Here is a 26,006-nt window from a genome sequence, read left to right as displayed (position 1 = left end):
TTAGATGAAACGCATACTTGCAATAAGCGATATTCATGGAGAATTGGAGTTATTAAAAAGATTACTCTCAGAAGTAAACTATGATTCATCGCAAGATCAACTTATTCTCTTAGGCGACTTTGTAGACCGGGGACCAAATTCAAAAAAGTCCTGGAGAAAGTGATTGAATTGAAATCAGATGGAGCGTTAGTGCTTAAAGGGAATCATGAAGACATGATGATTAAAGCACTGACTACGGACGAGGAGCGTTCTTGGAAGAACTGGATCAATCGAAACGGCGGCCGTGATACATTGAAAAGCTATGGATTTAAAGAAAATGAGTTTGTAGTGCCGGATGAAGCGGAGTTTATTAAACCTATGCTAAAAGACGAAACATTAGCTAGGCACCTCAACTTTATTGAAAACCTTGATCACTTTATCGAGTTAGATGAATACATATTTGTTCACGCTGGAGTCGATCCCAATCAGCCGCTTGAAGAAACAGATCCATACACTTTAATGTGGATTCGCAAAGAATTTCACAAAGCATATTCCGGAGATAAGACGGTCATTTTTGGTCATACACCGACAAAATATTTACACGACAATCATTCAATCTTTTTCGGGGAAAATAATATCATCGGCATCGACGGCGGTGCGGTTTTCGGCGGCCAATTAAATTGTCTCGAATTACCTAGTCGAGAAGTCTACTACGTGAAATCCTTAACAGAATGATATACTAAGGGCCAGGGGGTGATTTTATGACAACTAAAAAATATGAAGCACTCGTACCTGGCCGAATTTTCGTAGGGGGTATCGATGCGATTGATGAACTACTTGAGAATGAAAAGATTGATGTAATCTATGATTTGCGTGCAGAGGTAAAGGGGTCTCTCTCAAGCGACGTAAGTGTCCTTCAGCCAATTGTCGATGAGGCAGACAATCTGGATGAATCGATTAAAGCAGCAGTAACAGCCGTAATGAATGCCTATCATTCCGATAAAAATGTTTTTTTCCATTGTAATACTGGTCGCGGTAGAGCTGGGACTATTGCTACAGCAACCTTACTCGAACTCAGACAAGCAGATACTGTCGATGAAGCTGAACACAAAGCGAAAGAAATTCGACCTCAAATTAAAGTTCGACCCCAATTCAAAGAAGCATTAAAAAGAATATATAAAGATTGAAAAAAATGCCGAGTCCCATGGGATCTCGGCATTTTATTATTATTTTCTTTTATTCAAATCTTTTTCAATCGCTCTTTTCTTTGCTTCCTTTTCAATTCGAGTAAAGCGTCGAACATCAGATGAGCGAACCGTAATCGGTTCTCGCTTTAGCAGTTTCCCCATTGAGAAAACTAAGAGCAATAATAATAATGTGAACGGCAAAGCGGATACGAGCGAAGCTGATTGCAATGCCTCCAAACCGCCTGCATACAAAAGAACAACAGAAATTGCTGACATAAGAACTCCCCAAACCATCTTAACGACTAGCGGTGGTAATAAACTTCCCTTTGTCGTCATACTCGCTAATATATAAGTAGCAGAATCTGCTGACGTCACAAGGAAAGTAAAAATTAACAAGATTGATAAAGCGGAAATCAAACCTGAAAACGGAACATATTCAAAGGTTGCAAAGATTGCAGACGTGATATCCGCATCAACTGCTTCAGCAATTTTAGTCCCATTATTCAAATCATTATATAAAGCCGTCCCTCCTAAAGTCGCGATCCACATGCAAGCAAAGACAGGTGGAATCACCATTACGCCTGCTATGAATTCCCGTATCGTCCTACCTTTCGATACGCGAGCAACGAATGCGCCGACAAATGGAGACCAAGCAATCGTCCAAGCCCAATAAAATATTGTCCAATCACGTACCCACGTACCACCTTTATATGGTTGCAATCTTAAGCTATATTGAACGAAATTCGAAATAAAATCGCCAATCGCCAACGTAAATGTATCTAAAATGAAAACTTTAGGTCCAACTGCAAAAATAAAGAGCAATAACGCGATTGCCATTCCTAAGTTAAAATTCCCCAAATAGCGAATCCCTTTGTTTAAACCTGTTGTGGCTGAAATCATATACGCGATGAAAACAATTAGCGCAATCATTAATTGGACACCGAATGTATTTCCAATTTTAAAAACAGATTGCAACCCACCGCTCATCTGTAAAATTCCAAGACCGAGCGAGGTTGCTACCCCCATTACAGTCGCAATAACTGCTAATGAATCGATTGTTGTTTTTACTGTTTTGTTAGAGCCCATCAGCGGCTCCAATGCCGTAGATATAAGTCCATCTCTTTTCTTTCGGAACTGTAAAAAACCAATTACAAGTCCAACAATTGCAAAGATTGCCCATTGAGAGATTCCCCAATGAAAAAATGAATAGCTCATTGCAATTCGCGCTGCTTCTTCAGTCTGCGGTTCTACACCATCAATTGGTGAAGTGAAATAATGGCTCATCGGTTCTGCGACACCCCAGAAAACCAATCCAACACCAAATCCCGCTGAGAATAACATACCAATCCAAGTGAAAAATGGATAATCCGGCCGTTCATCATCTCCGCCAATCCGAATAGCGCCATACTTACTAATCGCCAGTGCGACCAGAAATACAATTACGATAAAAACCGCTAGTAAATAAAACCAACCAAAATTAATCGTTGTGAATCCGTAAAGCTTCTCGGCTACAATTCTGAACTTATTAGGATTAATTGATCCGAGAATAACTAAAACTAAAACGACTGTTGCTGATATTGAAAAAACTGGATTCTTCCAAAACTTTTTATCCAAAACACACCGACCCCTATTTTTATTCATTCATATTTCACTACCCTACCGCATTTAAACTTAAACCTAAAATCATGTTTTTAGTTTTTTCTAACGATTATACGCTATAGTTATTAATTCATAAAAAAAGGCTATCCAATTAAATTTGGATAGCCTGTTCATTATGAAATTATATTTTTTGGCGCTTTCCACCGCATCGACCCAATCGTTGTTAATACAAGAACGATTAGCCCTAAAATAAATGGATAAATAATATTAAAATCAAACAAAATACCAGCAAGTACTGGTCCTAAAACATTACCGATACTCATATATGCGTTGTTCATACCCATCGCAAACCCTTGTTCATTCCCTGCTAACTTGGATATGAGTGTGGTCAATACTGGACGCAACATCGAGGTGGAAAGAAAGATGATTAACGTAACTGCAAAAAACATCACATATGTTGTAGCAAATATTGATAATAAAAAGCCAACTGCAACTACGCCTAGAAAAATTGTCAACACAGCTGGTTCACCAAACCTACGAACAACCCGGTCCACCGCAAATAATTGGATGATTGTACTCACAATACCAGTGGACGTCACAAGAATGGCAATATCTTTTGGCGATGCACCGAATTCATTGTCAACAAACAGCCCGAGCACCGATTCATAAGCCATTAATCCGAAACTCATAACAAGCGTAATCAAAAGCGGGACAAAAAATGGTTTACTAAACGATTGAATAATTTCTTTCACCATCGGTTCCGAATTGACCGCATTCAATTCAACTTCTTCATCGCGGCTTTCTTTTAGCATGACCCAAGAGAAAACGACTGCCGCTAAACCTACAATCGCCGAGACCAATAAAGGCATTTTCAAACCGAAATCCGCAAGAAATCCACCTATTCCCGGTCCGATAACAATTCCAAGCGACATCGCAGCTGATATCATACTATTGCCTTTTGCACGCTGATCCATCGTTGTAATATCAGCTACATAGGCAAATATCGCGGGAATTAACAGCGCAGCTCCTATCCCGCCGATAACTCTAGATAAATACAATACTGTAATTGAATCTGAAAAATAAAAAACGAACATAGAAAGTGCTAGTCCACTAAGGCCCGCAATTATCATGATTCTCCGCCCATACTGATCCGCCCATTTCCCAGCAATCGGCGACATGACTAATTGTGCACCAGCAAATATCGCAATCATTAGGCCAGCAGCTTTTCCACCCTCACCAATTGAAAGTAAATAAGCAGGTAAAATCGGAATGATAATACCGAAACTTCCTACAGCAATAAACATATTTATCATCAATATCAATAACTTTTTTTGTTGATCTTTAGACAACTTATTCAACCTACCTTCATAAAAATGACAACACTTCATTATAGTAAAATTTTGTTGAATAAGCAATCATTATTTAGCTGCAACAACTTTTTGATCTCGTGGCAACGCTAAACCTACAAGACCAATAATCGGAAGGAAAGAAATAACAATCATTGTGTTGTAAATTCCGATATGGTCCATTAATATTCCGATCACTACCGACCCGATAGCCCCCATGCCAAAAGCAAGTCCTACAGTTAATCCAGCCATTGTCCCTATTTTACTTGGCACAAGCTCCTGTGAATAAACGACCGTGACTGAAAAGCTCAACATAATAAAAAAGCCAATGATGCTCAGCAATACGATAACCGCCCACAACGGAACATATGGCAACAAAATACTAAATGGAATGGGCAATAATAGTGAAAGAACAATAACGTTTTTTCGTCCAATTTTATCTGCCATCGGTCCGCCAAAAAACGTTCCTGCCGCCCCAAGCGCTAAAAACAGAAAGATGCATAACTGCCCTTGAGAAATGGAGAGCCCGTAAGATTTTATTAAATGAAATATGTAAAAGTTCGTAATGCTGATCACATAAAATGACCTTGCAAATATAATAACCAACAATAAGCCGAGCGCGACACCCACTTGTTTTTTCGTTAAGTTCGCCATTGTAGATAAAATGACACGTTTGCGATTGTTCAACTTTTCTTGGACAAGTTGCTCTTTATACCAGGCAGATATTTTCATCAATATAAAGATTGCTAGTGCAGCAACCAATATAAATATCGCGGCACCCTTTTGTCCAAGTGGCACCAATATGAATGCACTGATTAACGGTGCAAGAGCTTGACCTGAATTACCGCCAACTTGATAGATGGATTGCGATAGTCCCCTCTTCGATCCCGCCGCCATGAATGAAACACGGGAACCTTCCGGATGAAAAACTGCCGATCCAAATCCAAGTAATATCACGAATACAAGAATCATCCAATATTCCGGAGCAAATGCAAGTCCGGCTATTCCAACGAGTGAAAAGGTCATCCCAACCGGAAGTGCATAGGGTCTAGGTTTCCGATCACTAATATAACCCACGACGGGCTGTAGGACAGATGCAACCATATTTAATGCAAATGCGATCAGGCCTAATTGAGTAAAAGACAATCCCATGCTTTCTTCAAGTATCGGGAACATGGCAGGAATAACTGCTTGTAATGAATCATTAAGTAAATGAACGCCACCGATTGCAAACATAACTGGATAAACTGGATTACCAACGATCGATTTTGTTTTTGTAGACATAATTAAATTCACTTCTTTCATTACTCTCCAATTATTTCATATTCTCTTAGTATAACCTATAATTCAGTACTCTTGGTAAACTTTCAACTAATCGCTATACTTAATAGAGATAGAAAGTATTATTAATAGAAAGAGGTCATTTTTTTGAACATACATGAAGCGATTAAGACACGAAGAAGTGTCCCATTATTGGAAGATAAAAAGGTCCCAACTGAACTAATTGAACAAATTATTGAAGCAGGTACGTATGCTCCCAATCATTTCCGAACAGAACCATGGCGATTTTTTGTTTTATCAGGTGAAGGCCGAACAAAGTTGGGAGATGTCTTCGTAGACATTACAAAATCTGAACTAGAAGAGTTAGAATCGGATGCTAGTCAGACAAAAATTGAACGTAGCCAAAATAACCCGCTTCGTTCCCCAGTCATTATCGCAGTAGGCGTTGAACCGAGCGACCGAAATAGAGTAATTTTAAAAGAAGAATTTGCTGCAGTAAATGCTGGCGTCCAGAATATGTTGTTGACTGCACATGCACTCGGTCTTGGTGCAATCTGGCGCACAGGCTCAATTTGCTACAACAAAAAAGTGGCTGAATTTTTCGGCCTCTCACAACAAGGGGAAATCGTCGCATTTATTTATTTAGGCTATCCCGATATAGAACCCGCCCCTAGAAATCGTACAGATGCAAAAGAACTTACAACTTGGATAGGTTAACTCAAAAAGGATGCTCCGGCATCCTTTTTATATTAGGTATAATTCATTTTCATATAGCGCTATATTTCTGCCGGTATTTCGAATATCCTTCTTTCCGGATCACTTATTGACAATCCAACTAGAAAATGAGCAGCACGTGAGAAAACAGCGCCATTTCAAGCCTTGTTGATTATTTTCCTCCGAATTATTAAAAACGATTAAATCTACCGTGGTGATGTTCCGTATGTCCATGATGACCTACATTTTGCCCCCCTTGATAATGAACTGGACGGCCATAATGTTGTCCCGGATGGTGGCTCATATGTTGGCCCATATTATGGTGATAATGATGGTGATGATGATGTTCATGTCTGTGTTCATGCCGATTTTCCCGACGAAATTCTTCTGGATTTCTCATAGTATATACCTCCTTTTGAATTATTGTATGTAAAAGTAACAGTAAACCTTAGACTCTGTCCCAATTCACGGTTAGTATATAATTGTAGCGAGTATATTAAGTATTCTAATTTGCGAAAGGGGTTTTTCATTTGAATGTTCTAATCGTAGGGGCTGGTGCAATCGGCGGCTATTTTGGGGGAAGACTTTTGGAAAAAGGCCGAGATGTTACTTTTCTAGTAAGAGAAAGCCGAAAAGCGAGTCTCGAAAAAAATGGTTTGAAAATTGTCAGCAACCATGGAAACTCCGTACAAAAGCCAAAACTTATTACGACATCAAATCAAACGGAAGAAACTTATGATTTGATCATACTTTCCACTAAATCCTATCATCTCGAGCAAGCCATCAAAGATATCCAACGATTTACCAATGAAAACACAATGATTTTACCGCTATTAAATGGAATTGCACATATTGACCGGTTAACCGAATCTTTTGGCGATGATGCAGTCATTGGTGGTCTTTGTTTTATTGAAACTACACTGGACGATAACGGGACCATTATCCAAAAAAGCCCGATTCACCACTTGGTTTATGGTGAACTGACGGGTAAAATAACACCAAGAATCAAAGCACTTCAATCTCTCTTTGAAGGCGCTAATGCATTTTTCGAGCCAAGTGAAACGATTAAACAAGATATGTGGCAAAAATACTTATTTATCACGACATTGTCCGGCATCACTTCACTCATGGAATCACCTGTTGGACCCATTATGGAAATAACGAACGGCCGCAAAACGGTTGAGTCATTACTGAATGAAATCGCTACTGTTATGTACAAAATCGGAGCACCAATAGAAGACACAATTGTAAATGATTTAGTAGGAAAAATTGGCAGTATGTCGTACGATATGAAATCATCTATGCAAAGAGATATGGAAAAATCACTCCCATTAGAAGCAGACCATCTACAAGGTTATTTGTTGTATCACGCCCACAAGCAAAACATACCCGTGCCAATTCTAGAAACGATTTATACCAAACTAAAATTATATGAAAATAATAGAACTTAAATTAATAAAGCTCCCTAAATCTGGGAGCTATTTTCATCTATTCATCTCGGTCTTTCAATGTCAAATGTTTCCCCGATTTCCCATAGCTACTTCCTACTAAACGCATGAAGTCAATGAATTCCCCCTTCATTCACTTTAATTCTCTAACCTCTACAGGAATCAATATATTTTCAAGTTCTTCTCTTTCATCTTCAAATTGTTTTGGGAGCATTAGTTTTTCACCCATCGTATCAAGTGACTCATCACGGGCAAATCCAGGTGGATCCGTAGCAATTTCAAACAACGTGCCGCCGGGTTCTCTAAAGTAAATCGCTTTGAAGTAATTCCGGTCTTTTACTGGAGTCACCTTAAACCCATTCTCCTCAACAAAACTCTTCCATGCCAACTGTTCCGTATCATCCTTCGTTCGCCAAGCGATATGATGCACAACGCCAGGGCCCTGTTGGCCTTTGCCAAATGAAGTCGTCTTGATATCTATGACGTTCCCCAATTCACTTGCCGATTTAAACCGAATATAATCGCCTTCTTCGCCAACAAGTTCAAGCCCTAATACATTACTCAAAACTTCTGCTGTTTCAGCTGATTTCGCGGAATACAGTGTTGCCCCGCCTAGGCCTTTGATCGCAACGTCTTCAGTAACGCCTCCAAATTCCCATTTGTTAGGTGAACCTTCTTCACGTTCCACTATTTCCAAAAGAAGACCGTGGGGATCTTGAAATTGTAAATATTGTTCGCCAAACCGCTCCGTTTCAGTGTACGGAATTTCAAATTTTTCAAGTCTATTTTTCCAAAACTCAATGGCACCTACTGGAACTACATAGGAGGATACACCAACTTCACCATCGCCTACTTTACCGTTCTCAGCACCTGGCCAAGCAAAAAATGTTATTAGTGTTCCTGGAGACCCTTCCTCATTTCCAAAATACAAATGATATCTTACTTTATCTCCAAAGTTTACGGTTTTCTTTACTAATCGTAACCCCAATACACTTGCATAAAAATCGACGTTTTCCTGTGGATCGCCTACAATCGCTGTAATATGGTGGGTCCCCATTGTTTTTTTAGACATTATCATTCACTCCTTTGTAGGTTATACTATCTCGAATTCAAGGTATTTTGTCAAAATGAATGCTTGGTGCTGTACCGTATTTTCGTTATATATCAATTTATTTGTTCCTATCGGATTAATGATAAACACTCACCCCTAGACCATCCCCCCTTGTTTCTACAAAAAAACACGGGATTCATTATAGGTTCCTAATGATTCCCGTATTTGGATAATACTAAACTTATTCAGATTTCTGCAAGTGTTCCATGCAATTAAAAAGTTCGCAGTAATTCGTTTCGTCTTGAAGCTTAACAACAGTGACAGACGTATTCCCCAAACTTTCATTTAGCTTCTCATCGGCTACAAGTTCGCTCACAAGTCTACGAATAAAACTTCCGTGACTTACGACTAATACTCTTTCATTCGGATGTTTTGCCTTTACGTCCTCAATAAAAGCCAGTCCTCTAGCGATGAGGTCCTCATGCAATTCCATGCCCAAATCGGCCTCACGCCATGATTCTCCCCATCTTTCAACTCTTTCCGCTAACGTAGTGCCTTCAACTTGCCCACCACTTATTTCACGTAGACGATCATCCACGAATAATTCGATACCAGGTTTTCTTTTTGCGATAATTTCTGCTGTCTTTTTAGCACGACTTAGTTGACTTGAGTAAATGACATCCCATGGTTCAGTTGCCAGTCGATTTGCAACATGTTCTGCCATTTGAATTCCTTCGTCATCAAGCGGGATATCTGTACTCCCCTGCGCTCTGCCTGCTTTATTCCAAGCTGTCACACCATGCCGTACAAAACCGATTGTTGTCATACCACACACATCCTTTTAATAATACCTTGTATATAGTATACAGAGATAGAACGCATTTCGCACAAAATTGCCGTGTTATAAATAAGTATGAATTATTTTCATTTAAATAGAGAAGAGTGTATATGGCGCCCAACTAACTATGGAAACACTCAGTTTGGACAGGAGGAAATAGATATGACCAAAGATCAATCCAAGATTGATATGAACGCAGAAACAGATAACACATTAACAAACAGGCAAGGACATCCCGTCACGAACAATCAAAACCTGCGTACCGTGGGAAATCGAGGACCCGCTGTTTTAGAAAACTATGATTTTCTGGAGAAAATTAGCCACTTCGACAGAGAGCGTATTCCCGAAAGAGTCGTTCACGCACGCGGAGCTGGTGCGCATGGTTATTTTGAAACTTATGGGACAGTAGGAAATGAACCGGTTTCGAAATATACGCGAGCCAAACTCTTTCAAGAAAAAGGAAAACAAACGCCCGTCTTCGTCCGTTTTTCAACAGTTATCCACGGAGGTCATTCCCCCGAAACTCTTCGTGATCCGCGCGGATTTGCAGTGAAGTTTTATACTGAAGACGGAAACTGGGATCTTGTCGGAAATAACTTGAAGATATTCTTCATTCGCGATGCGATTAAATTTCCCGATATGATTCATGCATTCAAACCAGATCCGATTACGAATATCCAAGACAGCGAACGTTTTTTCGATTTCTGCGCCAGTTCGCCCGAATCGTTCCATATGGTCACGTTTATCTATTCGCCGTGGGGCATTCCTGCGAACTACCGCATGATGCAAGGTTCTGGTGTCAATACGTATAAATGGGTCAATAGCGAGGGCGAAGCTGTTCTTATAAAATATCATTGGGAACCTAAACAAGGGATTAAAAACTTAACTCAAAAAGAAGCAAGTGAAATCCAGGCCGAAAACTTTAACCACGCCACTCAAGATTTATATGACGCGATTGAGAAAGGCGAATATCCCGAGTGGGAGCTCCTCGTTCAAATTATGAGCGACGATGAACATCCTGAACTTGATTTTGATCCGTTGGACGATACGAAATTGTGGCCAGAAGACCAATTTCCATGGTTACCTGTCGGAAAAATGGTATTAAATAAAAATTCCGAAGATTATTTCACTGAAGTTGAACAAGCTGCATTTGGAACAGGTGTCCTTGTTGATGGTTTGGACTTTTCCGATGATAAAATGCTGCAAGGGAGAACTTTCTCTTACTCAGATACACAACGGCACCGCGTCGGCGCGAACTATTTACAATTGCCGATTAACGCACCAAAAAAACGAGTCGCGACAAATCAAACCGGCGGGCAAATGCAATTTAAATTAGACCGTTCCCAAAGCCAAAATCCGCATATTAACTATGAGCCATCGATTCTAGGCGGATTAAAGGAATCGGAACAAAGCAGTAAAGAACATGCCCCTCACGTTGAAGGTAATTTAGTTCGGGAATCAATTGAACGACAAAGCAATACAAAGCAAGCCGGCGAAACGTATCGCATGTTTAAACAATGGGAAATAGACGACTTAATTTCTAACTTGGTCGCTGATCTTTCGAATTGTGACCAGCGTATCCGAGATAAAATGATTGCACTCGCTGAAGCAGCGGATGCTGAATACGGGCAACGTCTGCGCGAAGGACTCGAGAAGTCCTCCAAAGGCGGCTATAGTCATAAACCTCTGGGTAACCGAGACGGTGATGATGCACCGGATGAAGCAATTCGAAAAGGGCACGATGCTGAGCCATATTAAAAAAACAAACCTCCCAATCACTAGAGTTTCCTGGTGAGTGGGAGGTGTATCTTATTTGTTTACTCTTTAATCTTAACAGCAATTTCAATTGACCATTTATTAAGGTCCGGCTCTATAGCTGGATCCGTTAAATAATACTCGAAACGGCCGCCCCAAAATTCTTCATTATCCGCTATCTTTTTATCTAATGTTAACCCACGATTATCCGACCAATCCTCAAGTAGATTAAATGTCTCATGGATCTGGTCTGGATGTCCTTTATGGTCCAGAATAACGTATTTACCTTCTGGCGTAGTCCCCGCGATTACCCGCTCATCGCCAAATGTTGCATTTACAACAGGAATACCAACTTCTAATTTGAATTTCTCCTTATTATCGCCGAGTACCCAATATCGAAAAAATGGGGCACCATTGGGTTGTACGCCTTTTTGGGTCAACCATTCAAAAAGTTCTGCAAATAGCGCATTCACTTTATCCCATTCAGTCAAAGTGACTTCGATTGGAATAGCGATATAAGAACGCTTAGCACGCGCTTCAATTCTGGGTTCAACTATACCTTGAATATTTTCGGTTGGATTGTCCTGTAGAGGTATATGTTGTGAAATTTTTTCATCAATTTTATTCATGACAAGTTTACCTCCTATGGCTAATTTATTTCCATCAGTTACTATTCCCATAAAAGCCGATTAAATAACTAAATAAGGTGTTTCTTTATTCTACTACATTTATTTGACGCCAAAGTTCCGAACTTCTTCTTTTAAAATAACTGCACTGAAAGACAGTTTATATTTTCAGGAACTGGAGAAGACTAGGCATTCCAGTTCCCGCTATTTCACATAATTATTCTGTCGATCCGAGAGGGCCTTTTTCAACTTTTTCAGTACCAGCTACAATAACTGCGGCGGATGCATCACCGACAACGTTGACGCTCGTGCGCATCATATCCAATATGCGGTCAATACCGGCAATCAGGGCAATTCCTTCAAGCGGCATATTGACGGAGGTTAAAACCATCGCCAACATAATCATACCAGCGCCAGGAACTCCTGCCGTCCCAATCGACGCTAATACAGTCGTTAATACAACTGTTACCAGCTGTAGAAACGTAAGGTCTAAACTATAGAACTGTGCGATAAAGACTATTGCAACTCCTTGGTAAATGGCCGTTCCATCCATATTTATCGTTGCACCGAGTGGCAAAACGAAACTTGATATCTTATTTGGAACACCAAGGTTTTCATTGGTGTTTTTAATGGTCACCGGCAAGGTGCCCGCACTACTTGCAGTACTAAATGCAACAAGTGCAGCTGGTGAAATTCCTTTAAAAAACTTAAGCGGACTCATTTTCCCCCATGTTTTAACGGCCGCGGAATAGACAAATACCGCATGAAGTATACAAGCCAGATAGACGGCAATAATTACTTTAAGTAAAGGCAATAGTACGGAAACACCATACTGCCCAATAATCGGTGCAAGTAAACCCAGAATACCGATTGGTGCCACTTTCATCACGATACCGGTAATTTTATACATAACTTCCGAAAACCCTTCAAAAAACCGATAGACGGGTTGCGCTTTTTCACCGACAAATGTTATAGCTAATCCGATAAACAAAGCAAAGAAAATAATTTGCAAAATATTTCCTTCTGCTAAAGCGGTAAAAGGGTTTGTAGGAATGATGTTTAGTATCGTTGCAATTGCACCTTCTGTTTCTTGTGCTGCAGCTTCCGGAACTACGAGTCCTTCAGTCGATATATCTAAGCCTTTCCCCGGTGAAATCATAAACGCAACAGCCAAACCAATGATAATTGCGATTGCTGTTGTGCCCAAATAGTAAGCGATTGTCTTTAAACCGATTCGCCCTAATTGCTTCGGATCTGATGAGCTCGCTACCCCCACTACGAGCGTTGATAAAATAAGCGGTGCAATAATAAACTTAATTAATCTTAAAAATAAATCCCCTAATGGCTTTAAGAAATCTATGGAACTGCCGAAAATGCTTCCTAAAATAATGGCTAGTACAAATGCGATGAAGATTTGTGTCACTAAATTAAATTTGAGCTTCATATTAATACCCCCTTTTGTTGTTTTGAATTTCCCCCATTTCTACTATACTAACATATTCAAATTATTCTATATACATGAATAATTTTTCGAAGTAAAAAAACGCACCGCTTAATCATTCGCGGAATGCGTTTATTGAGATATATATTATTGAACCCATCTTCCGACAATCGGATAATCATACCCTTCGTTTTGAAGCGCTTTGGCGATACCGATAATTGGAACGACAATCCACATGACACCAAATCCGATTACAAATGGAATACCAATTAGAAATATAGACATAAATGCAGATATTGTAATTAATAAGCCAATGACAAGTTGAAATAGGACTGCCTGAATGGATAATTTCTTAATTTCATGATCTTCACTGATTAAGAACATTAAAATGGGCACTAAAAAGGGTGCGAAAAAAGCACTTGCATGGATCAACACTTTCATTCCTGTATGCTCCATATTAAAACCTCCATTTTCTTCTTGTATATACTATACGATTAGAAAAGCAGAAAGTTTCATTTTGCAATTCACCAATGCTTTAATGCAGCGGTTATAGTCTGTGCTGATACTTGACCTTTTTGTAGGGGCGGCGGACAAGCTTTATTGTAATTGTTAATTTTTGTGTTGATATTCATAATAAGTTTGTTTATCTCGTTATCGGGGCGCAAAGAAAGAACATCCATAACAGAAAGGAGATCATCCCGTATTTCATGACGTAGATTTAGCCAATAAGGTTTATAACCAGCATCTTGTGCAATCCGCTGAAAATGTTGAAATGTATCCCCAGAAAAATATTCTTTTGAAAGTGGTTTTCCAGTGCCTCTTAGATTATCCATGCCTCCGTCAGCGGTGTGTTTTTTTAAGATGTCCCCGATTAAATCATTGTACTGAGGAGGATTAAGTTTATCTTTGTCCATATCAACAAACCTCGCTTAATCTTTATATTTTCATGATTTCGTCTGGATTTGGTGTGAAATCTAATTTCATTTTTTCGAGTTCTATTTTCATTTTTTCAGTTTCAATTACAAAGTTTTGTTGTTTAAGCTGTTCAAGTTCGATTTGTTCACGTGTTAATTCAATGGAAATTTTCGCGATTTTTCTTTTATGTTCTGTAATGATTGCTGTTATGGGAACGCACATGACAACTGCAACTATACCAAACGCTAATAGCAACTCCATCACCCCTGTTTGATTTTTCTGTCAGTTACATTGTACCTTATTTAACATCCCTGTCGCTACTTTTTCTTTTAGAATGACTTAAGTTTGGGCATACTTAGACAATACGTTAATTCATAAAAGGAGTTTTTATAATGACTATTTCACTACTGAAAGCCATCCAGGATTATTCAATTCCTTTCAATCAAAAAGATGATCTTTCGACTATTCTTGAGTCGGTTGGAGATGCGAAAATTGTATTATTAGGAGAAGCAAGCCACGGGACATCAGAGTTCTATTCGGTCCGTGCGGAGTTATCGAAGAGGCTTATCGAAGAAAAAGGTTTTTCTATTATAGCGGTCGAGGGCGATTGGCCGCCGTCCCGCCAAGTGAACAAGTATATTAAAGGCTATGAAGATACGAAAATGACAACAATAGATGCCTTGAAATCTTTCAATCGTTGGCCCACTTGGATGTGGGCAAATGAGGAAGTGGTTAAGTTGGTGGACTGGTTAAAAAAACATAATGATAAACAGGACACAAATCAAAAGGTCGGTTTCTACGGCATCGATTTGTACAGCCTATTTGAATCCATCGAAGAAGTCGTTACTTATTTAGTAGACGCAGATCCAACTGGTGCAGATTATACATGCGCGAAAAATGTCGCCGATTGTTTTGAAGGTTTCAATCATTCCACCGAACATTATGCCATGGCTACGGCACACTTCCCAGAAAGCTGCACAGCTCAAGTGGAATCACTATTGACTTCAATCCGAGCAAATGAACAACTTTATCCGATTGAATTCGAGCAACGTCTAAATTTGAAAATGAACGCTTTAGTTGCACATAATGCAGAGAAGTATTACCGAACTTCATTCAAGAGCGATTCACAGTCTTGGAATGTTCGTGATGAACATATGGTCGAGGCGATCAATGAAATCCGCAAGTTTCACGGGGATAATGCCAAAGTAATTGTCTGGGAACATAATACCCATATCGGAGATGCCAGAGCGACGACGATGAAAGACCATGGCATGGTCAATGTCGGGCAATTGATTCGCGAGCAAAATAACAAAGAGAATGTTTACGCAATCGGTTTTGGCACCTACCAGGGTACTGTAATTGCTGGTGAACAATGGGCCGCTCCTTTTGAAATCATGAATGTTCCCCCCGCAGCAAAAGATTCATGGGAATATGCGCTCCATAAAGCCGGCTCGTTCAATAAAATGTTGTTATTTAATAAAGAAAACCGAGAAACTTTTGCAAGGTGGTTTGGTCACCGAGCGATTGGTGTGGTTTATCATCCCGAATATGAAGCCCAAGGCAATTACGTGCCCACAATAATCAGTGAGCGGTATGATGCCTTTATTTTCATTGATGAAACAAAGGCATTGACACCGCTTCAGTTGGAATGAAACTAGGATAATACTTTCTTATAATCTTCTGCCGTGTCAACGTCAAAAACAAATCTTTTATCTTTACATGGAATTTGCCTTCCCTTATTTCGAGGGATTCCACGTAAAATCGCCCGTGCGCCTCTGTCACCTTCTAAATCCAGCAAGGAAGGATACATCGACGCAGAAAATAGGACAGGCGGCATTAATAAATCTACATCGGCCGTCGCGACATACTTGCAAGTCGGATTCGTTTTCATGCAATCGATTAGTTCATCCAACATTAAAGTCGTGATAAAAGGCTGATCTGCAAGGATGACCATTGCAGCATCCGCCTTTTCATTTGCGGCTTTTTCAATACCGCATCGAAGTGACTCAGCCTGCCCCAAATGAGCAGATGAACATTTTATGATTGCCGCTTTGGGGTTCGTTAACATATCGGGTGCAATCCAACTTGCGTCATCTTCTTCCCGAATAATGATGAATACTTTAGATAGCATGGAATTCAATGCGGTATCCAATGCCAAACTGCCCAATGACATCTTACCGACAGGAAGCGCTAATTTATTGGGCGTACCCATGCGCCGACTTTTCCCCGCTGCCAAGTAGATTCCTACTACTTTCATCTGTTATTCCCCCATTCTTTATAGAAATCATTTCAGCTAGTATACTAACCGCTATTTCAGCTGGACCATCAGCCCCAATCGACAATCCTACCGGAGAATGGATCCAGTCCGGGATTTTCCCGCCAATTAAGCGTTCAGTTCGTTTTTTCGACCCCAAAATACCGAAATAAAATAACGGAACTTTGATCAAGTTTTCTACAATTGTTTTATCGCGTTGGAAATCATGCGTCATGATGACAACGGAATCCAATGAGCTAAACGAAGTACTGGCTATTAATTCGCTAAAACCACCAACTTGGCGCGTTTGAACAGAAGGAAAATATTCCTCAGTTACAAGGCCCTCTCTCCAATCCAATAAGTTCACGGTATACCCCGCACTGCCCGCTAAGTTTGCAAGGGGACGAGCATCCTCTCCTGCGCCGAAAATATATAATTCTGGTGTCGGCCATATTAGTTGAACGAAAAAAGGTTGCCCATCAATTATCCGTTGTTCAGCGACCTTTCGAAATGGTGAAGTTGAGTGAAGTACGCTATTAATCTCCAATGGAATGACACTTTTAAAACTCCCAATTCGATCACCACTTCGGCTGATAAATGCATATGAGTCCATGTCTTTCATTGATTGTATAAAAAGCACTGGGCTCTTATTCGAAAGGTGTCTGGTTATAGTCAGGAGCGATATCCGAAAACAACAATCGATATTGCGAATTAATACAGAAACGATACCATTACAACCAGCTCCGAGTCCCCAGCCAAGATCATCTTCCGCGCTTAGATCATACTCGAAAACTTTTGAGTGTCCAGAAACGAATATTTCCTTTGCACGGAAATGCAAATCTTGTTCAAGACAACCGCCGCTTAACACGCCCACGTGCGAATCATCTGCTTTGATAATCATTGAAGCACCTTCTTTTCGATAAGCAGATCCTTTTACATCAACGATTGTCGCAAGTGCAGAAGGTTCTTTGTCTTTTAAAACTTCTAAAATCAATTGCTGGAAATCCTTCATTCTATACCACTTCCTCTCACAGTTAGTTTTCACCATAAATGTATCGCTTTATTCTTTAATCAGCACGGTTAGAAAGCGCCATGTTTTGGTTAAGCTAGACAAATAAGCTTTAATTTCAGTGAATAGGAGAGGGATAATGGATAACAATTATTTGGTGGCAGTCGTGATTGGGATATCTTTTGGATTTATTTCTCGTTTTACATTATTACGTACCGATTTCCGACAATACCCGACTTACCCACAAGGACGAATTATTCACCTTTCATTTGGATTTATCGCTGCTTTCATCGGGGCTGTTGCGATTCCGGCATTTCTCGAATCAGATTGGACAGCAGTCACCTTTCTAGGATTAGCTGCCACACAGTTTCGCGAAGTTCGTAAAATGGAAAGAGATACGCTTGAAAAAGTAGATACGGAAGAATTGGTGAAACGCGGTACGCCATTTATCGAAGGAATGGCGCAGGCGTTTGAGAGCCGGAATTACCTGGTTATGTTTACTGGTTTAGTGACTACGTTGTTTTCCGTCATCAACATATTCTTAGGAATCATTAGTGGTATCGTAATGCTCTTTGTCGTTAAGAAGAACATGTCCGGAAAGTTATTGTTATCCATCGCTGATATTGAAGAAGGTGAAATTCGATTCGAGGGACCTACACTATTTGTCAGCGATATTTTAATGAAGAATGTCGGGCTAATCGACTCTCGTAAAATCATTCAAGAAAGAGCGATCGGGGTTATTGTGACACCGAATAACAAAAATAGTATCGTAACGCTTTCGCATCTCGGTCAACGTCAGGCGATGCTACACCACGTCGCAAATATATTAGGTTCATTTTTGGATTCAGGGGAACCTGCACTTGTTCCGATGGCCAAGAGAGATATGGAAGATGGAAGAATCGCGCTATTCATCATGCCGCGCGAAAAAGATTTTGAACAAATCAAAACAGTATTAGAGCATGTTCCTGTACTTGATAGTGCGCTTCGATTACCAAGCACAGCAAATACGAAATAGGAGTTGGGTCGATTGTCAGAACAGCATGCCATGATTGTAGCGGTTATCACTACGAAACAAGGAAATATACAAGGCGGAGGCGCTCCATTTTTTATCACATCAGACCGGGACACGCTTCAAAAAGTCAGCATGACATTGGAAAAAGTATTAGATGCATCTGCGCATGAAATCGATGAAGATACGCTAGTTATCGTCGCCCGATAAATGTATCAACAAAAACTTTGGAGGCTTTGATTATGACAAATAATGTATGGACAACTGTTGGCAAATCTGAACACCGGATTGATGCGCTTGAAAAAGCGATGGGCAGGGTGAAGTACGTGGGAGATTATTCTACGCCTGGATTACTGCATGCGAAACTAGTTACAAGTACGGAAGCTCATGCTTTAATCAAATCCATTGATACAACTGAAGCTTGGAAAATGCCGGGTGTACGTGCAATTGTCACGGGCGATATATTCCCTTATCATATTGGTCCTATATTAGCAGATCGACCACCGCTCGCTTTCGAAAAGGTACGTTACTTCGGCGAACCTGTTGCCATAATTGTCGCAGACCTTGAACATCAAGCAAAAGCAGCGACACAAAAAGTGTTGATCGAATATGAAGCTTTGCCAGTAGTCAATTCGGTTCAGCAAGCTTTTCAAACCGACTCCCCTCTCGTCCATGAAAACCCGGAACAATATACCAAGTTAATAAGCGATGTGCATCCAAAAAACGGAACGAATATCGGAAGCCATATTAAAATTCGTAAAGGCGATTTTGATTTGGCTATGGCAAATTGCGAAGAAACAATTACAGCTACCTATTCCTTTAATCTTTCAGATCATGTCGCATTAGAAACGAGGAGCACGCGAGTAGAAATCAACCCAGTCGGCAGAGTCGTCGTTCATTCATGCACCCAATCTCCTTACACGATTAAAAAAGTGCTCAATCAGTTCTTTAATGTTCCAGTCGGAAATATTGTCGTCCATGTTCCCATGGTCGGAGGCGCATTCGGTGGGAAAGGAACAGTCCAATTGGAACCACTTGCGTATCTAGCATCGAAAGCAGTTGGTGGGAAATTAGTGAAACTTGAAATGTCTCGTGAAGAGGACATGATTACATCTCCGTGCCGAATTGGTTTCGATGCAACAGTAGAACTTGGGGCGACAAGAGAAGGGAGATTAATCGCAGGAAAATACACTTATTTAATTGACGGCGGCGCTTACACTGACCAAGCAGCTGGGATTACGAGAGCGGCTGCGATTGATTGCACGGGGCCCTATAATATTCCGAATGTCTGGTGCGACTCATATTGCGTGTATACAAATCATCCATTTGGCACGTCATTTAGAGGATACGGCCACCCCGAATTGACATTTGCGGTAGAAAGAACGATGGACCAACTAGCGCAACAACTGAATATCGACCCGGTAAAACTGCGCAAAATAAATGCCATCAAACCTGGCAACACGACACCAACACAGACTAGATTGACAGCGAATAATATCGGGGATGTTGATAAATGCATCATGCGTGCGAAAGAACTTATTAAGTGGGATGAAGGACAAAGAGTTGAAGTCGGAAAAAATAAAGTTCGAGCCAAAGGATTAAGTTTGTTTTGGAAGACATCCACGACAGCGACTAATGCGCAAGCGGGAGCCATCTTAACATTCGAAGCTGACGGAAGCGTTAATCTAAACTGCGCGGCCATCGAGTTAGGACAAGGGACCAAAACAATTCTCGGACAAATTGCCGCTGAAAAACTCGGCATGGAAATGAAGGATATTCACGTAACAATGGAGATTAATACGCAATATGATCCGCATCAATGGCGAACCGTCGCGAGCAGTACAACTTTTTTAGCAGGTAGAGCGGTCATATCCGCAGCAGAAAACGCCATTAAACAATTAAAAAAGACAGCTGCAATTGCTTTGCAATGTTCGGAAGAAGACTTAGCTGTCGGTGGCGGACGCGTATTCCTAAAGCCGGATCCTACATTCGGGATTGAGATAAAAAAATTAGCCCTAGGTTATAAGTTTCCTAGCGGACATTCAGTCGAGGGACAAATCGTTGGTGTCGGAAAGCATATTCAAAGACATTTAACGCCGATGGACAAAAAAACCGGGTTTGGTAAACCAGGGCCTTGGTGGTCTGTCGGGGTCCAAGCCGTGGAAGTTGAAATCGATACGCGAGATTTTACTTATCAAATTTTAACTGGCGTAACGGTTCTTGATGGCGGAACAATTATCAATCCCGCGACTGCATCACAACAAATGCGCGGCGGTATGTATATGGGCTTAAGTTATGCGACGAGCGAAAAGTTCGTCTTTAATGATAAAGGAATCGTTCAAAACGCCAACCTTCGAAATTATCCAATATTGCGGTACGGCGAACAACCCGCACAATATTTGGTCGACTTTATTGAATCGCCTTCGATAGATGGTCCCTACGGAGCGCGCGGAATTGGAGAATATGGCGTTATTGGGTCTCCTGCATGTCTTGCTAACAGCCTTTCCATTGCCATCGAAGCTGAACTAACCCAACTGCCGCTAACTCCAGAATATATTTGGAAAACAAAGAAGGTGAAGAATCAATGATTGCATTCGATTTTGCTTATTATAAACCCGAAACAATATTAGAAGCATTTGAAACATACGCAACAGAAAACGATCAAGGTAAAAAGGTTGTCTATTATGCCGGCGGTACAGAATTTATTACTTTTGCTCGCGTCAATAAACTCGATGCGAACGTCGTCATTGATATTAAGGGGATTTCTGAATGCAATGTATTGGAAATCAAAGACGGGCAGTTAATAATAGGCTCCGCGGTTTCATTGAATAAAATATCAGATTCTAATTTATTCCCTTTATTGGGGCAAACTGCGAAAAAAATTGCGGATCATACATCAAGAAACAAAATTTCAATTGGTGGAAATATGAATAGTCGATTGATGTATCGTGAATGCTTATTGCCGTTGTTGGTCGTAGAAGCTAATGTGGTAATTTTTTCGAAAAACGAAACTAAGATTGTTCCTGTGGCACACTTATATAATGGGACAGTAAAATTAACTGCAGGTGATTTTTTAGTCCAAATAATTATCAATACATCTATGATTGACTTGCCCTATGTTAGCTTCAAAAGGACAAAACTTTCAAAAGTTGGCTATCCCGTTCTTTCGCTAGCCGCCATACGCACGGACAGCGAGAAAATTCGCGTTGCATTCAGCGGTATTTGCGAAAATCCATTTAGATCTAAGAAGATCGAAAAGATAATCAATGACACTGCATTAACCATCGATGAACGCGTCGAACAAGTAGCCACTTCACTACCTATACCTGTTATTAGCGATATCGAAAGTTCTATGGAATACCGAGTGTTCGTATTGAAAAACGCATTATCCGATATGATTGCAGAATTGGAGTTGGCAAAATGATTACATCGAATAACACATCCAAAGCTTTAATTCGTTTACATGTTAACGGAGATATGAAAGAGGCAGTCGTACGGTCAGCGGACACGCTTCTTCATGCACTTCGTGATCAGCTCGGGTTAACCGGCACGAAACGAGCATGCGGCGATGGAGATTGCGGGGCTTGTACAGTCCTCATTAACGGCGAACCGCACCATTCTTGTCTATCCTTGGCGATTGAAACAGAAAACCAACCAATTACCACAATTGAAGGATTGCCACCAGATTCCCCCCTTCAACAAGCGTTCGTCGACAAGTTTGCGATTCAATGCGGATTCTGTACGCCAGGGTTCATCTTAAATTGTCATGCGCTTTTGAACGAGCATCCCGACGCAAATGATGAAATGCTAGAGGAATGGCTTCAATCCAACCTGTGTCGATGTACCGGTTATCAAGAAATTAAAGAAGTTATGAAACACGCTTTGGCAATAGAATTATCCAAAAAAATGCCCCCGGCTAATTAAATAGTCGAGGGTTTCGTTTTATCCTTTTTTAAAACTGTTATTGTTGCTATTCAACGATTGGATTAACTGAAGCGATTGTGCTGCTTGTTCGATTTGCTGTTGGACCTGCTCCAATTGTAATTGCTCCGCGGATGTCGATTGGGTAATCGAAATCCCTTGCATATAATTTAGTTGCTGCACCGCTTGCCCTAGTTGTTGCCCGGCCTGCTGCAATGATTGCAAATCGGCCATCGATGTCATTTGTTGAATCGTTTTCACGGCTTGTTGCATCGCTTGTAAAGCCATTTTCTTCTTTGATTCGAATTGCAATTCCATCTGCGACTGATTTTCCTTTAATTGCTGCTGTTGTTGTTGAATTTGTTGTTCCATGAAAGTTTGGGCTTGTTGTTGACTTTGTTTTTTCATATCTAACTACTCCTCTCTCTTTATAGTGTTGCTGATATCTTGGCTTTTTATCCTTCAGACTAAAAGTTATTTTTTGCTTGTAGAATCTGGATCAAAAAAAGCCGACATTTTGTCGGCTTTTAATAATGTCATTATTTATTTCCAAAGGATGTAGGCATGACCACTCCGACAACTTCCCCAGTTGCGACAAGTGTATCATCTGCAAAAACTTCTACAGATACCTTCCACTTCTTTGGGTGAATCTCTTCTACTGTTCCAACTGCCTTCAACAAAGCACCTTGTGGAGTAGGCTTCACATAATTGACATTCAACGATGCCGTCACAAATCGAGGCGGTACTTCCCCGCTGCCTGGTTCATGTCCATTTTTTCGATGTAATGCAAGTGCTGCCGATCCAGTCCCATGACAGTCTACGAATGAAGCAATTAATCCACCATATACAAATCCAGGGATCGCAATATGTTTCGAAGTCGGTTCATAATAGGTAACCGTATGTTCCCCATCCCAACCGGTTCTAAAATGATACCCATCTTCATTCAAACGTCCGCAGCCAAAGCACCAAGCAAAGTCATCTGGATAGTCATCTTGAATTGCATGACTTACTTTACTAATCACCGTCATTCAAATCACCCCTTCACAATCTTCCCACAATTGTAATTATACCATTCTATAAATATTTTTCACTATTCCTTCATAGTTAATTGACAAGTACAATTCATAGGTTGTCGCAATGCGTATACTATATTAACAAGTTGTAGGAGGTATCACAGATGAGAATAAGAGCATTTCTACTAATCGCTTTGATGATTGGCGGAACCTTTGCGATGCTGCAGTCTTATCAAGAGTATGAAGAAAAGGAATTCGCAGAAATTCTTACTCCGATGAACGCGCATTTCAGTTCACTCATTTTTACAAAACCAGCTTTGGCTGGTACCGATTCAAAGTCGTGGATTGTGGATGACCCTAGTGAAATCGAAAGCTTGCTATATTTTCTTCAAAATTATCATGTCCGTAAGCTCTCACCCGGAGAAATCGATCCCTTTGATGACGTTGAACAATTTAGCATCAGTCTAAAAGACGAAAACGGAAACACGTTAAGTATCATCGTAACGGAGGACTTAATTATCCAGAATTCATTATTGTATTATGAAATCGTGGATGGCCCGTTAAATGTTGACTGGCTAGTTCAGTTTTTTATAAGCAATCAAACTTAATTGGACATAATCGAATCCGAAGAAATTGGGATGACATTCCTCTGGATTGAGCAGACATAATCGAGTTTTTTTGACGATTGCGAGGACATAATGATGGATTCAGCGGACATCTTTGAGTCCGAAGAAATTGGGATGACATTCCGCTGGATTGAGCGGACATAATCGAGTTTTTTTGACGATTGCGAGGACATAATGATGGATTCAGCGGACATCTTTTATAAATAAAAAAAGAATACCAACATGGCATTCTTTCAATTAATATTATAGCCTTATCCAATGCCTTTTTACGATATTTCCATGCGATTCAAGAAAATCGTCATCCCTAATGCCGCCATTTTTAATTATCGCCTTTTCCGAACCTACATTATCTTCATTGCATGAAACAAGCGCCTTCGGAATACCGAGTGCTCGCATTTTATCTAATGCCAACTCGAGGATTTTCGTCGCGTACCCGTTCAGACGTTCGGAAGGCCGAATGCCTGCACCGATATGCCCTTCTGTATTGAACATTCTTTCCGTTAATGAATGCCGGATTGTGACCGCACCTAAAATGCGGTTCTTTTCATTTACAAGAAAGTAGACGGATTCCGGGACTTCTCTTTCCTTATTATCTAATTCGATTTCATGAAGAGCCTTCACCATGTCTTCAAATCGATCAGGATTCATTTTCCTAAGGATGCCCGGATTTATCTTCTCCCCCGTCTCTTTCCATTCCATATAATAATTTATATATTGCTCTTTCATGTCAACAGACAAATTTACCAATCTAACATCCAATTTTATTTCCCCCAAGTTAACATTTAGTCTTATCACTCATTTTAAAGACGAAAGAATTGCATAGGTACCTGGCAGCCGGTTTTCAATATTATTAGGAGAATTCCTTGGAAAAGCCCATCTGATCCCTTTGTCTTCATTCATTTTCCGTATCGATAATCCAGAATTTATTAATGCATTGATCGTTCCGGATATCGTCCATCTTCGAATGACATTATTCTTTAAATCCCGGCGTTGTTTCTCTGTTAATAAATGCGTATAGGCTACGGCAACTTCAACGCAATCATCGTTAAAGTAGTCTCTTTCAGCTGCAAGAGTGCCATTTTCAAAATCCAACACTTTAGAAATAAAAGGATGATAATCCCTCAATATAAATATGCTGGTTTCATCCATAAGTTTTGCTACTTTATAAAATAACGGGTGAAGATCAAGAAAATAATGGAGCACACCCATTTCAAGAATAATGATATCAAAGGTTGAAAGTTCGTTTTCATCTATATCAAGTGCGTCGCTTACAAGATAAGAAATGAAAACGCCAGCCTCATCTGCAAGTTCCAACGCATACCTTTGATTTTCTGGTGAAATATCGACAACTGTTACGTCCGCACCTAACAATGCAAAACATACTGCTTTATTCCCTTTTGATCCCAGTAAATTCAAAATCCGTTTACCTCTGACTTCCCCGACCTCATCTAGATAATATCGAATAGGCTTCTCCGGGTTTTCTTTTAGTTTTTTCGCGTATTGCTTGGGTGATCCATGCCTCCTTTTCCAAGCCTCATAAGTAAATTGGCTCCACCCAATCCTGTTTTTTTCGCTCATTTCCTTTTGATTCATATTTTCACACCTTTCTAAAAGACGTCAGCTGAGTTCCCCTTAACTACTTGGTTTCATATATACTTATAGTAACAGTAGTAAAAAAGGAGTTAATAATCATGGAGTTTAAAAGTATTGATGAACAAGTGATTCAAAAATACCAAGAAGATGAGCAGTTGATGATTCAATTATTTGTACAGTGGTGCGTTAATCATGAACTTGATCCGAATGAGTTATATGCACGTGCTTATCCTGAACAACAGGAAAATGCATCATTACAAAAGGTTTTGAAAGATATGGACGATTCCGACCCTCTTGAAATTGATAATGAAACGATGATGGATGTGCTACAACTTTTCGGGAATTTCGACTTGGCCTTTGTTCTTTCGGAAGAAATTGCTCGTCTCTCTAAAAAGTAAATA

At 40.2% G+C, this 26,006-nt stretch carries 29 protein-coding genes and 1 pseudogene; 13 read left to right on the top strand and 17 right to left on the bottom strand.

Features of this window, described 5'->3' with window-relative positions; translation table 11 throughout:
* Positions 1–4 precede the first annotated feature (4 nt).
* Together J4G36_RS02710 and J4G36_RS02705 are read left to right on the top strand one after the other, a co-directional pair.
* A pseudogene (locus tag J4G36_RS02710) lies at positions 5–714 on the top strand (metallophosphoesterase family protein).
* 26 nt (positions 715–740) lie between these two features.
* Positions 741–1,166: a protein-tyrosine phosphatase family protein gene (locus tag J4G36_RS02705; protein WP_210468458.1), complete on the top strand. Its 426-nt coding sequence runs from the start codon at positions 741–743 to the stop codon at positions 1,164–1,166.
* A gap of 39 nt (positions 1,167–1,205) precedes the next feature.
* Here the strand turns inward: J4G36_RS02705 and J4G36_RS02700 are convergent, their stop codons facing one another.
* The 3 genes from J4G36_RS02700 to J4G36_RS02690 form a co-directional block, all read right to left on the bottom strand.
* Positions 1,206–2,807: a BCCT family transporter gene (locus tag J4G36_RS02700; protein ID WP_210468456.1), complete on the bottom strand. Its 1,602-nt coding sequence runs from the start codon at positions 2,805–2,807 to the stop codon at positions 1,206–1,208.
* Positions 2,808–2,938: 131 nt separating this feature from the next.
* Positions 2,939–4,114 (bottom strand): MFS transporter, encoded by a 1,176-nt coding sequence (locus J4G36_RS02695; protein WP_210468455.1) that lies wholly within the window; start codon positions 4,112–4,114, stop codon positions 2,939–2,941.
* A gap of 69 nt (positions 4,115–4,183) precedes the next feature.
* A complete protein-coding gene (locus tag J4G36_RS02690; protein ID WP_210468452.1) occupies positions 4,184–5,395 on the bottom strand; it encodes an MFS transporter in 1,212 nt (403 codons plus the stop codon).
* A gap of 144 nt (positions 5,396–5,539) precedes the next feature.
* On the opposite strand from J4G36_RS02690, the gene J4G36_RS02685 reads away from it, so the two are divergent.
* Complete coding sequence (locus tag J4G36_RS02685) at positions 5,540–6,109, top strand: nitroreductase family protein (protein WP_210468450.1); 570 nt, start codon at positions 5,540–5,542, stop codon at positions 6,107–6,109.
* 187 nt (positions 6,110–6,296) lie between these two features.
* Here the strand turns inward: J4G36_RS02685 and J4G36_RS02680 are convergent, their stop codons facing one another.
* The gene (locus J4G36_RS02680) at positions 6,297–6,506 is read right to left on the bottom strand and encodes a hypothetical protein (RefSeq protein ID WP_210468449.1); all 210 of its coding nucleotides are present in this window, start codon (positions 6,504–6,506) and stop codon (positions 6,297–6,299) included.
* A 130-nt stretch (positions 6,507–6,636) separates the two neighbouring features.
* On the opposite strand from J4G36_RS02680, the gene J4G36_RS02675 reads away from it, so the two are divergent.
* Positions 6,637–7,557, top strand: coding sequence for a ketopantoate reductase family protein (locus J4G36_RS02675; RefSeq protein WP_210468447.1), 921 nt, complete (start codon positions 6,637–6,639; stop codon positions 7,555–7,557).
* 130 nt (positions 7,558–7,687) lie between these two features.
* Here the strand turns inward: J4G36_RS02675 and J4G36_RS02670 are convergent, their stop codons facing one another.
* Together J4G36_RS02670 and J4G36_RS02665 are read right to left on the bottom strand one after the other, a co-directional pair.
* Positions 7,688–8,626, bottom strand: a complete 939-nt coding sequence (locus tag J4G36_RS02670) for a ring-cleaving dioxygenase (protein WP_210468445.1) — start codon at positions 8,624–8,626, stop codon at positions 7,688–7,690.
* Positions 8,627–8,846: 220 nt separating this feature from the next.
* Positions 8,847–9,431, bottom strand: a complete 585-nt coding sequence (locus J4G36_RS02665) for a histidine phosphatase family protein (RefSeq protein WP_210468443.1) — start codon at positions 9,429–9,431, stop codon at positions 8,847–8,849.
* 174 nt (positions 9,432–9,605) lie between these two features.
* Between J4G36_RS02665 and J4G36_RS02660 the strand changes: the two genes are divergently transcribed.
* Positions 9,606–11,201, top strand: a complete 1,596-nt coding sequence (locus tag J4G36_RS02660) for a catalase (RefSeq protein WP_210468441.1) — start codon at positions 9,606–9,608, stop codon at positions 11,199–11,201.
* A 59-nt stretch (positions 11,202–11,260) separates the two neighbouring features.
* On the opposite strand, the gene J4G36_RS02655 is transcribed toward J4G36_RS02660, so the two are convergent.
* The 5 genes from J4G36_RS02655 to J4G36_RS02635 form a co-directional block, all read right to left on the bottom strand.
* Positions 11,261–11,827 carry a GyrI-like domain-containing protein gene (locus J4G36_RS02655; protein ID WP_210468440.1) on the bottom strand — a complete coding sequence of 189 codons (567 nt, stop codon included), beginning with the start codon at positions 11,825–11,827 and terminating at the stop codon, positions 11,261–11,263.
* A 214-nt stretch (positions 11,828–12,041) separates the two neighbouring features.
* Positions 12,042–13,268, bottom strand: a complete 1,227-nt coding sequence (locus tag J4G36_RS02650) for a dicarboxylate/amino acid:cation symporter (protein ID WP_210468439.1) — start codon at positions 13,266–13,268, stop codon at positions 12,042–12,044.
* A gap of 144 nt (positions 13,269–13,412) precedes the next feature.
* Entirely contained in the window at positions 13,413–13,721 is a 309-nt protein-coding gene (locus J4G36_RS02645; protein WP_210468438.1) for a DUF4870 domain-containing protein, read from the bottom strand.
* Positions 13,722–13,789: 68 nt separating this feature from the next.
* Positions 13,790–14,179, bottom strand: a complete 390-nt coding sequence (locus J4G36_RS02640) for a DnaJ family domain-containing protein (RefSeq protein WP_210468437.1) — start codon at positions 14,177–14,179, stop codon at positions 13,790–13,792.
* 22 nt (positions 14,180–14,201) lie between these two features.
* Entirely contained in the window at positions 14,202–14,441 is a 240-nt protein-coding gene (locus tag J4G36_RS02635) for a hypothetical protein (RefSeq protein WP_210468436.1), read from the bottom strand.
* A 131-nt stretch (positions 14,442–14,572) separates the two neighbouring features.
* On the opposite strand from J4G36_RS02635, the gene J4G36_RS02630 reads away from it, so the two are divergent.
* Entirely contained in the window at positions 14,573–15,832 is a 1,260-nt protein-coding gene (locus tag J4G36_RS02630; protein WP_210468435.1) for an erythromycin esterase family protein, read from the top strand.
* A gap of 2 nt (positions 15,833–15,834) precedes the next feature.
* Here the strand turns inward: J4G36_RS02630 and J4G36_RS02625 are convergent, their stop codons facing one another.
* On the bottom strand, positions 15,835–16,437 hold the full coding sequence (locus tag J4G36_RS02625) for a nucleotidyltransferase family protein (protein ID WP_210468433.1): 603 nt from the start codon (positions 16,435–16,437) through the stop codon (positions 15,835–15,837).
* A complete protein-coding gene (locus tag J4G36_RS02620; protein ID WP_210468431.1) occupies positions 16,376–17,428 on the bottom strand; it encodes an XdhC family protein in 1,053 nt (350 codons plus the stop codon). Before J4G36_RS02620 ends, J4G36_RS02625 begins: the two co-directional genes overlap by 62 nt.
* A gap of 154 nt (positions 17,429–17,582) precedes the next feature.
* On the opposite strand from J4G36_RS02620, the gene J4G36_RS02615 reads away from it, so the two are divergent.
* The 5 genes from J4G36_RS02615 to J4G36_RS02595 are packed head-to-tail and all read left to right on the top strand — an operon-like array spanning position 17,583 to position 22,376.
* On the top strand, positions 17,583–18,458 hold the full coding sequence (locus J4G36_RS02615; RefSeq protein ID WP_210468429.1) for a YIEGIA family protein: 876 nt from the start codon (positions 17,583–17,585) through the stop codon (positions 18,456–18,458).
* Positions 18,459–18,470: 12 nt separating this feature from the next.
* Positions 18,471–18,662, top strand: coding sequence for a capping complex subunit for YIEGIA (locus J4G36_RS02610; protein WP_210470534.1), 192 nt, complete (start codon positions 18,471–18,473; stop codon positions 18,660–18,662).
* Positions 18,663–18,694: 32 nt separating this feature from the next.
* The gene (locus J4G36_RS02605; RefSeq protein ID WP_210468427.1) at positions 18,695–21,040 is read left to right on the top strand and encodes a xanthine dehydrogenase family protein molybdopterin-binding subunit; all 2,346 of its coding nucleotides are present in this window, start codon (positions 18,695–18,697) and stop codon (positions 21,038–21,040) included.
* Complete coding sequence (locus J4G36_RS02600; protein ID WP_210468425.1) at positions 21,037–21,876, top strand: FAD binding domain-containing protein; 840 nt, start codon at positions 21,037–21,039, stop codon at positions 21,874–21,876. Before J4G36_RS02605 ends, J4G36_RS02600 begins: the two co-directional genes overlap by 4 nt.
* Complete coding sequence (locus tag J4G36_RS02595; protein ID WP_210468424.1) at positions 21,873–22,376, top strand: (2Fe-2S)-binding protein; 504 nt, start codon at positions 21,873–21,875, stop codon at positions 22,374–22,376. Before J4G36_RS02600 ends, J4G36_RS02595 begins: the two co-directional genes overlap by 4 nt.
* Before the next feature lie 18 nt (positions 22,377–22,394).
* Here the strand turns inward: J4G36_RS02595 and J4G36_RS02590 are convergent, their stop codons facing one another.
* Together J4G36_RS02590 and J4G36_RS02585 are read right to left on the bottom strand one after the other, a co-directional pair.
* Entirely contained in the window at positions 22,395–22,781 is a 387-nt protein-coding gene (locus tag J4G36_RS02590; RefSeq protein ID WP_210468423.1) for a hypothetical protein, read from the bottom strand.
* Between the two features lie 131 nt (positions 22,782–22,912).
* Positions 22,913–23,401, bottom strand: a complete 489-nt coding sequence (locus J4G36_RS02585) for a PaaI family thioesterase (protein ID WP_246880377.1) — start codon at positions 23,399–23,401, stop codon at positions 22,913–22,915.
* A gap of 149 nt (positions 23,402–23,550) precedes the next feature.
* On the opposite strand from J4G36_RS02585, the gene J4G36_RS02580 reads away from it, so the two are divergent.
* Complete coding sequence (locus J4G36_RS02580; protein ID WP_210468422.1) at positions 23,551–23,994, top strand: hypothetical protein; 444 nt, start codon at positions 23,551–23,553, stop codon at positions 23,992–23,994.
* Positions 23,995–24,255: 261 nt separating this feature from the next.
* Here J4G36_RS02580 and J4G36_RS02575 read toward each other — a convergent pair whose 3' ends face one another.
* Together J4G36_RS02575 and J4G36_RS02570 are read right to left on the bottom strand one after the other, a co-directional pair.
* On the bottom strand, positions 24,256–24,771 hold the full coding sequence (locus J4G36_RS02575; protein ID WP_210468421.1) for a GNAT family N-acetyltransferase: 516 nt from the start codon (positions 24,769–24,771) through the stop codon (positions 24,256–24,258).
* A gap of 36 nt (positions 24,772–24,807) precedes the next feature.
* Positions 24,808–25,605, bottom strand: coding sequence for a class I SAM-dependent methyltransferase (locus J4G36_RS02570; protein ID WP_210468417.1), 798 nt, complete (start codon positions 25,603–25,605; stop codon positions 24,808–24,810).
* Between the two features lie 98 nt (positions 25,606–25,703).
* Between J4G36_RS02570 and J4G36_RS02565 the strand changes: the two genes are divergently transcribed.
* Positions 25,704–26,003, top strand: coding sequence for a hypothetical protein (locus J4G36_RS02565; protein ID WP_210468414.1), 300 nt, complete (start codon positions 25,704–25,706; stop codon positions 26,001–26,003).
* Positions 26,004–26,006 lie beyond the last annotated feature (3 nt).

Source organism: Sporosarcina sp. 6E9, from assembly GCF_017921835.1.
Lineage (GTDB): Bacteria > Bacillota > Bacilli > Bacillales_A > Planococcaceae > Sporosarcina.
Note: the sequence above shows the minus strand (reverse complement) of the source record. Positions and strands in the feature narration are given on the sequence as shown.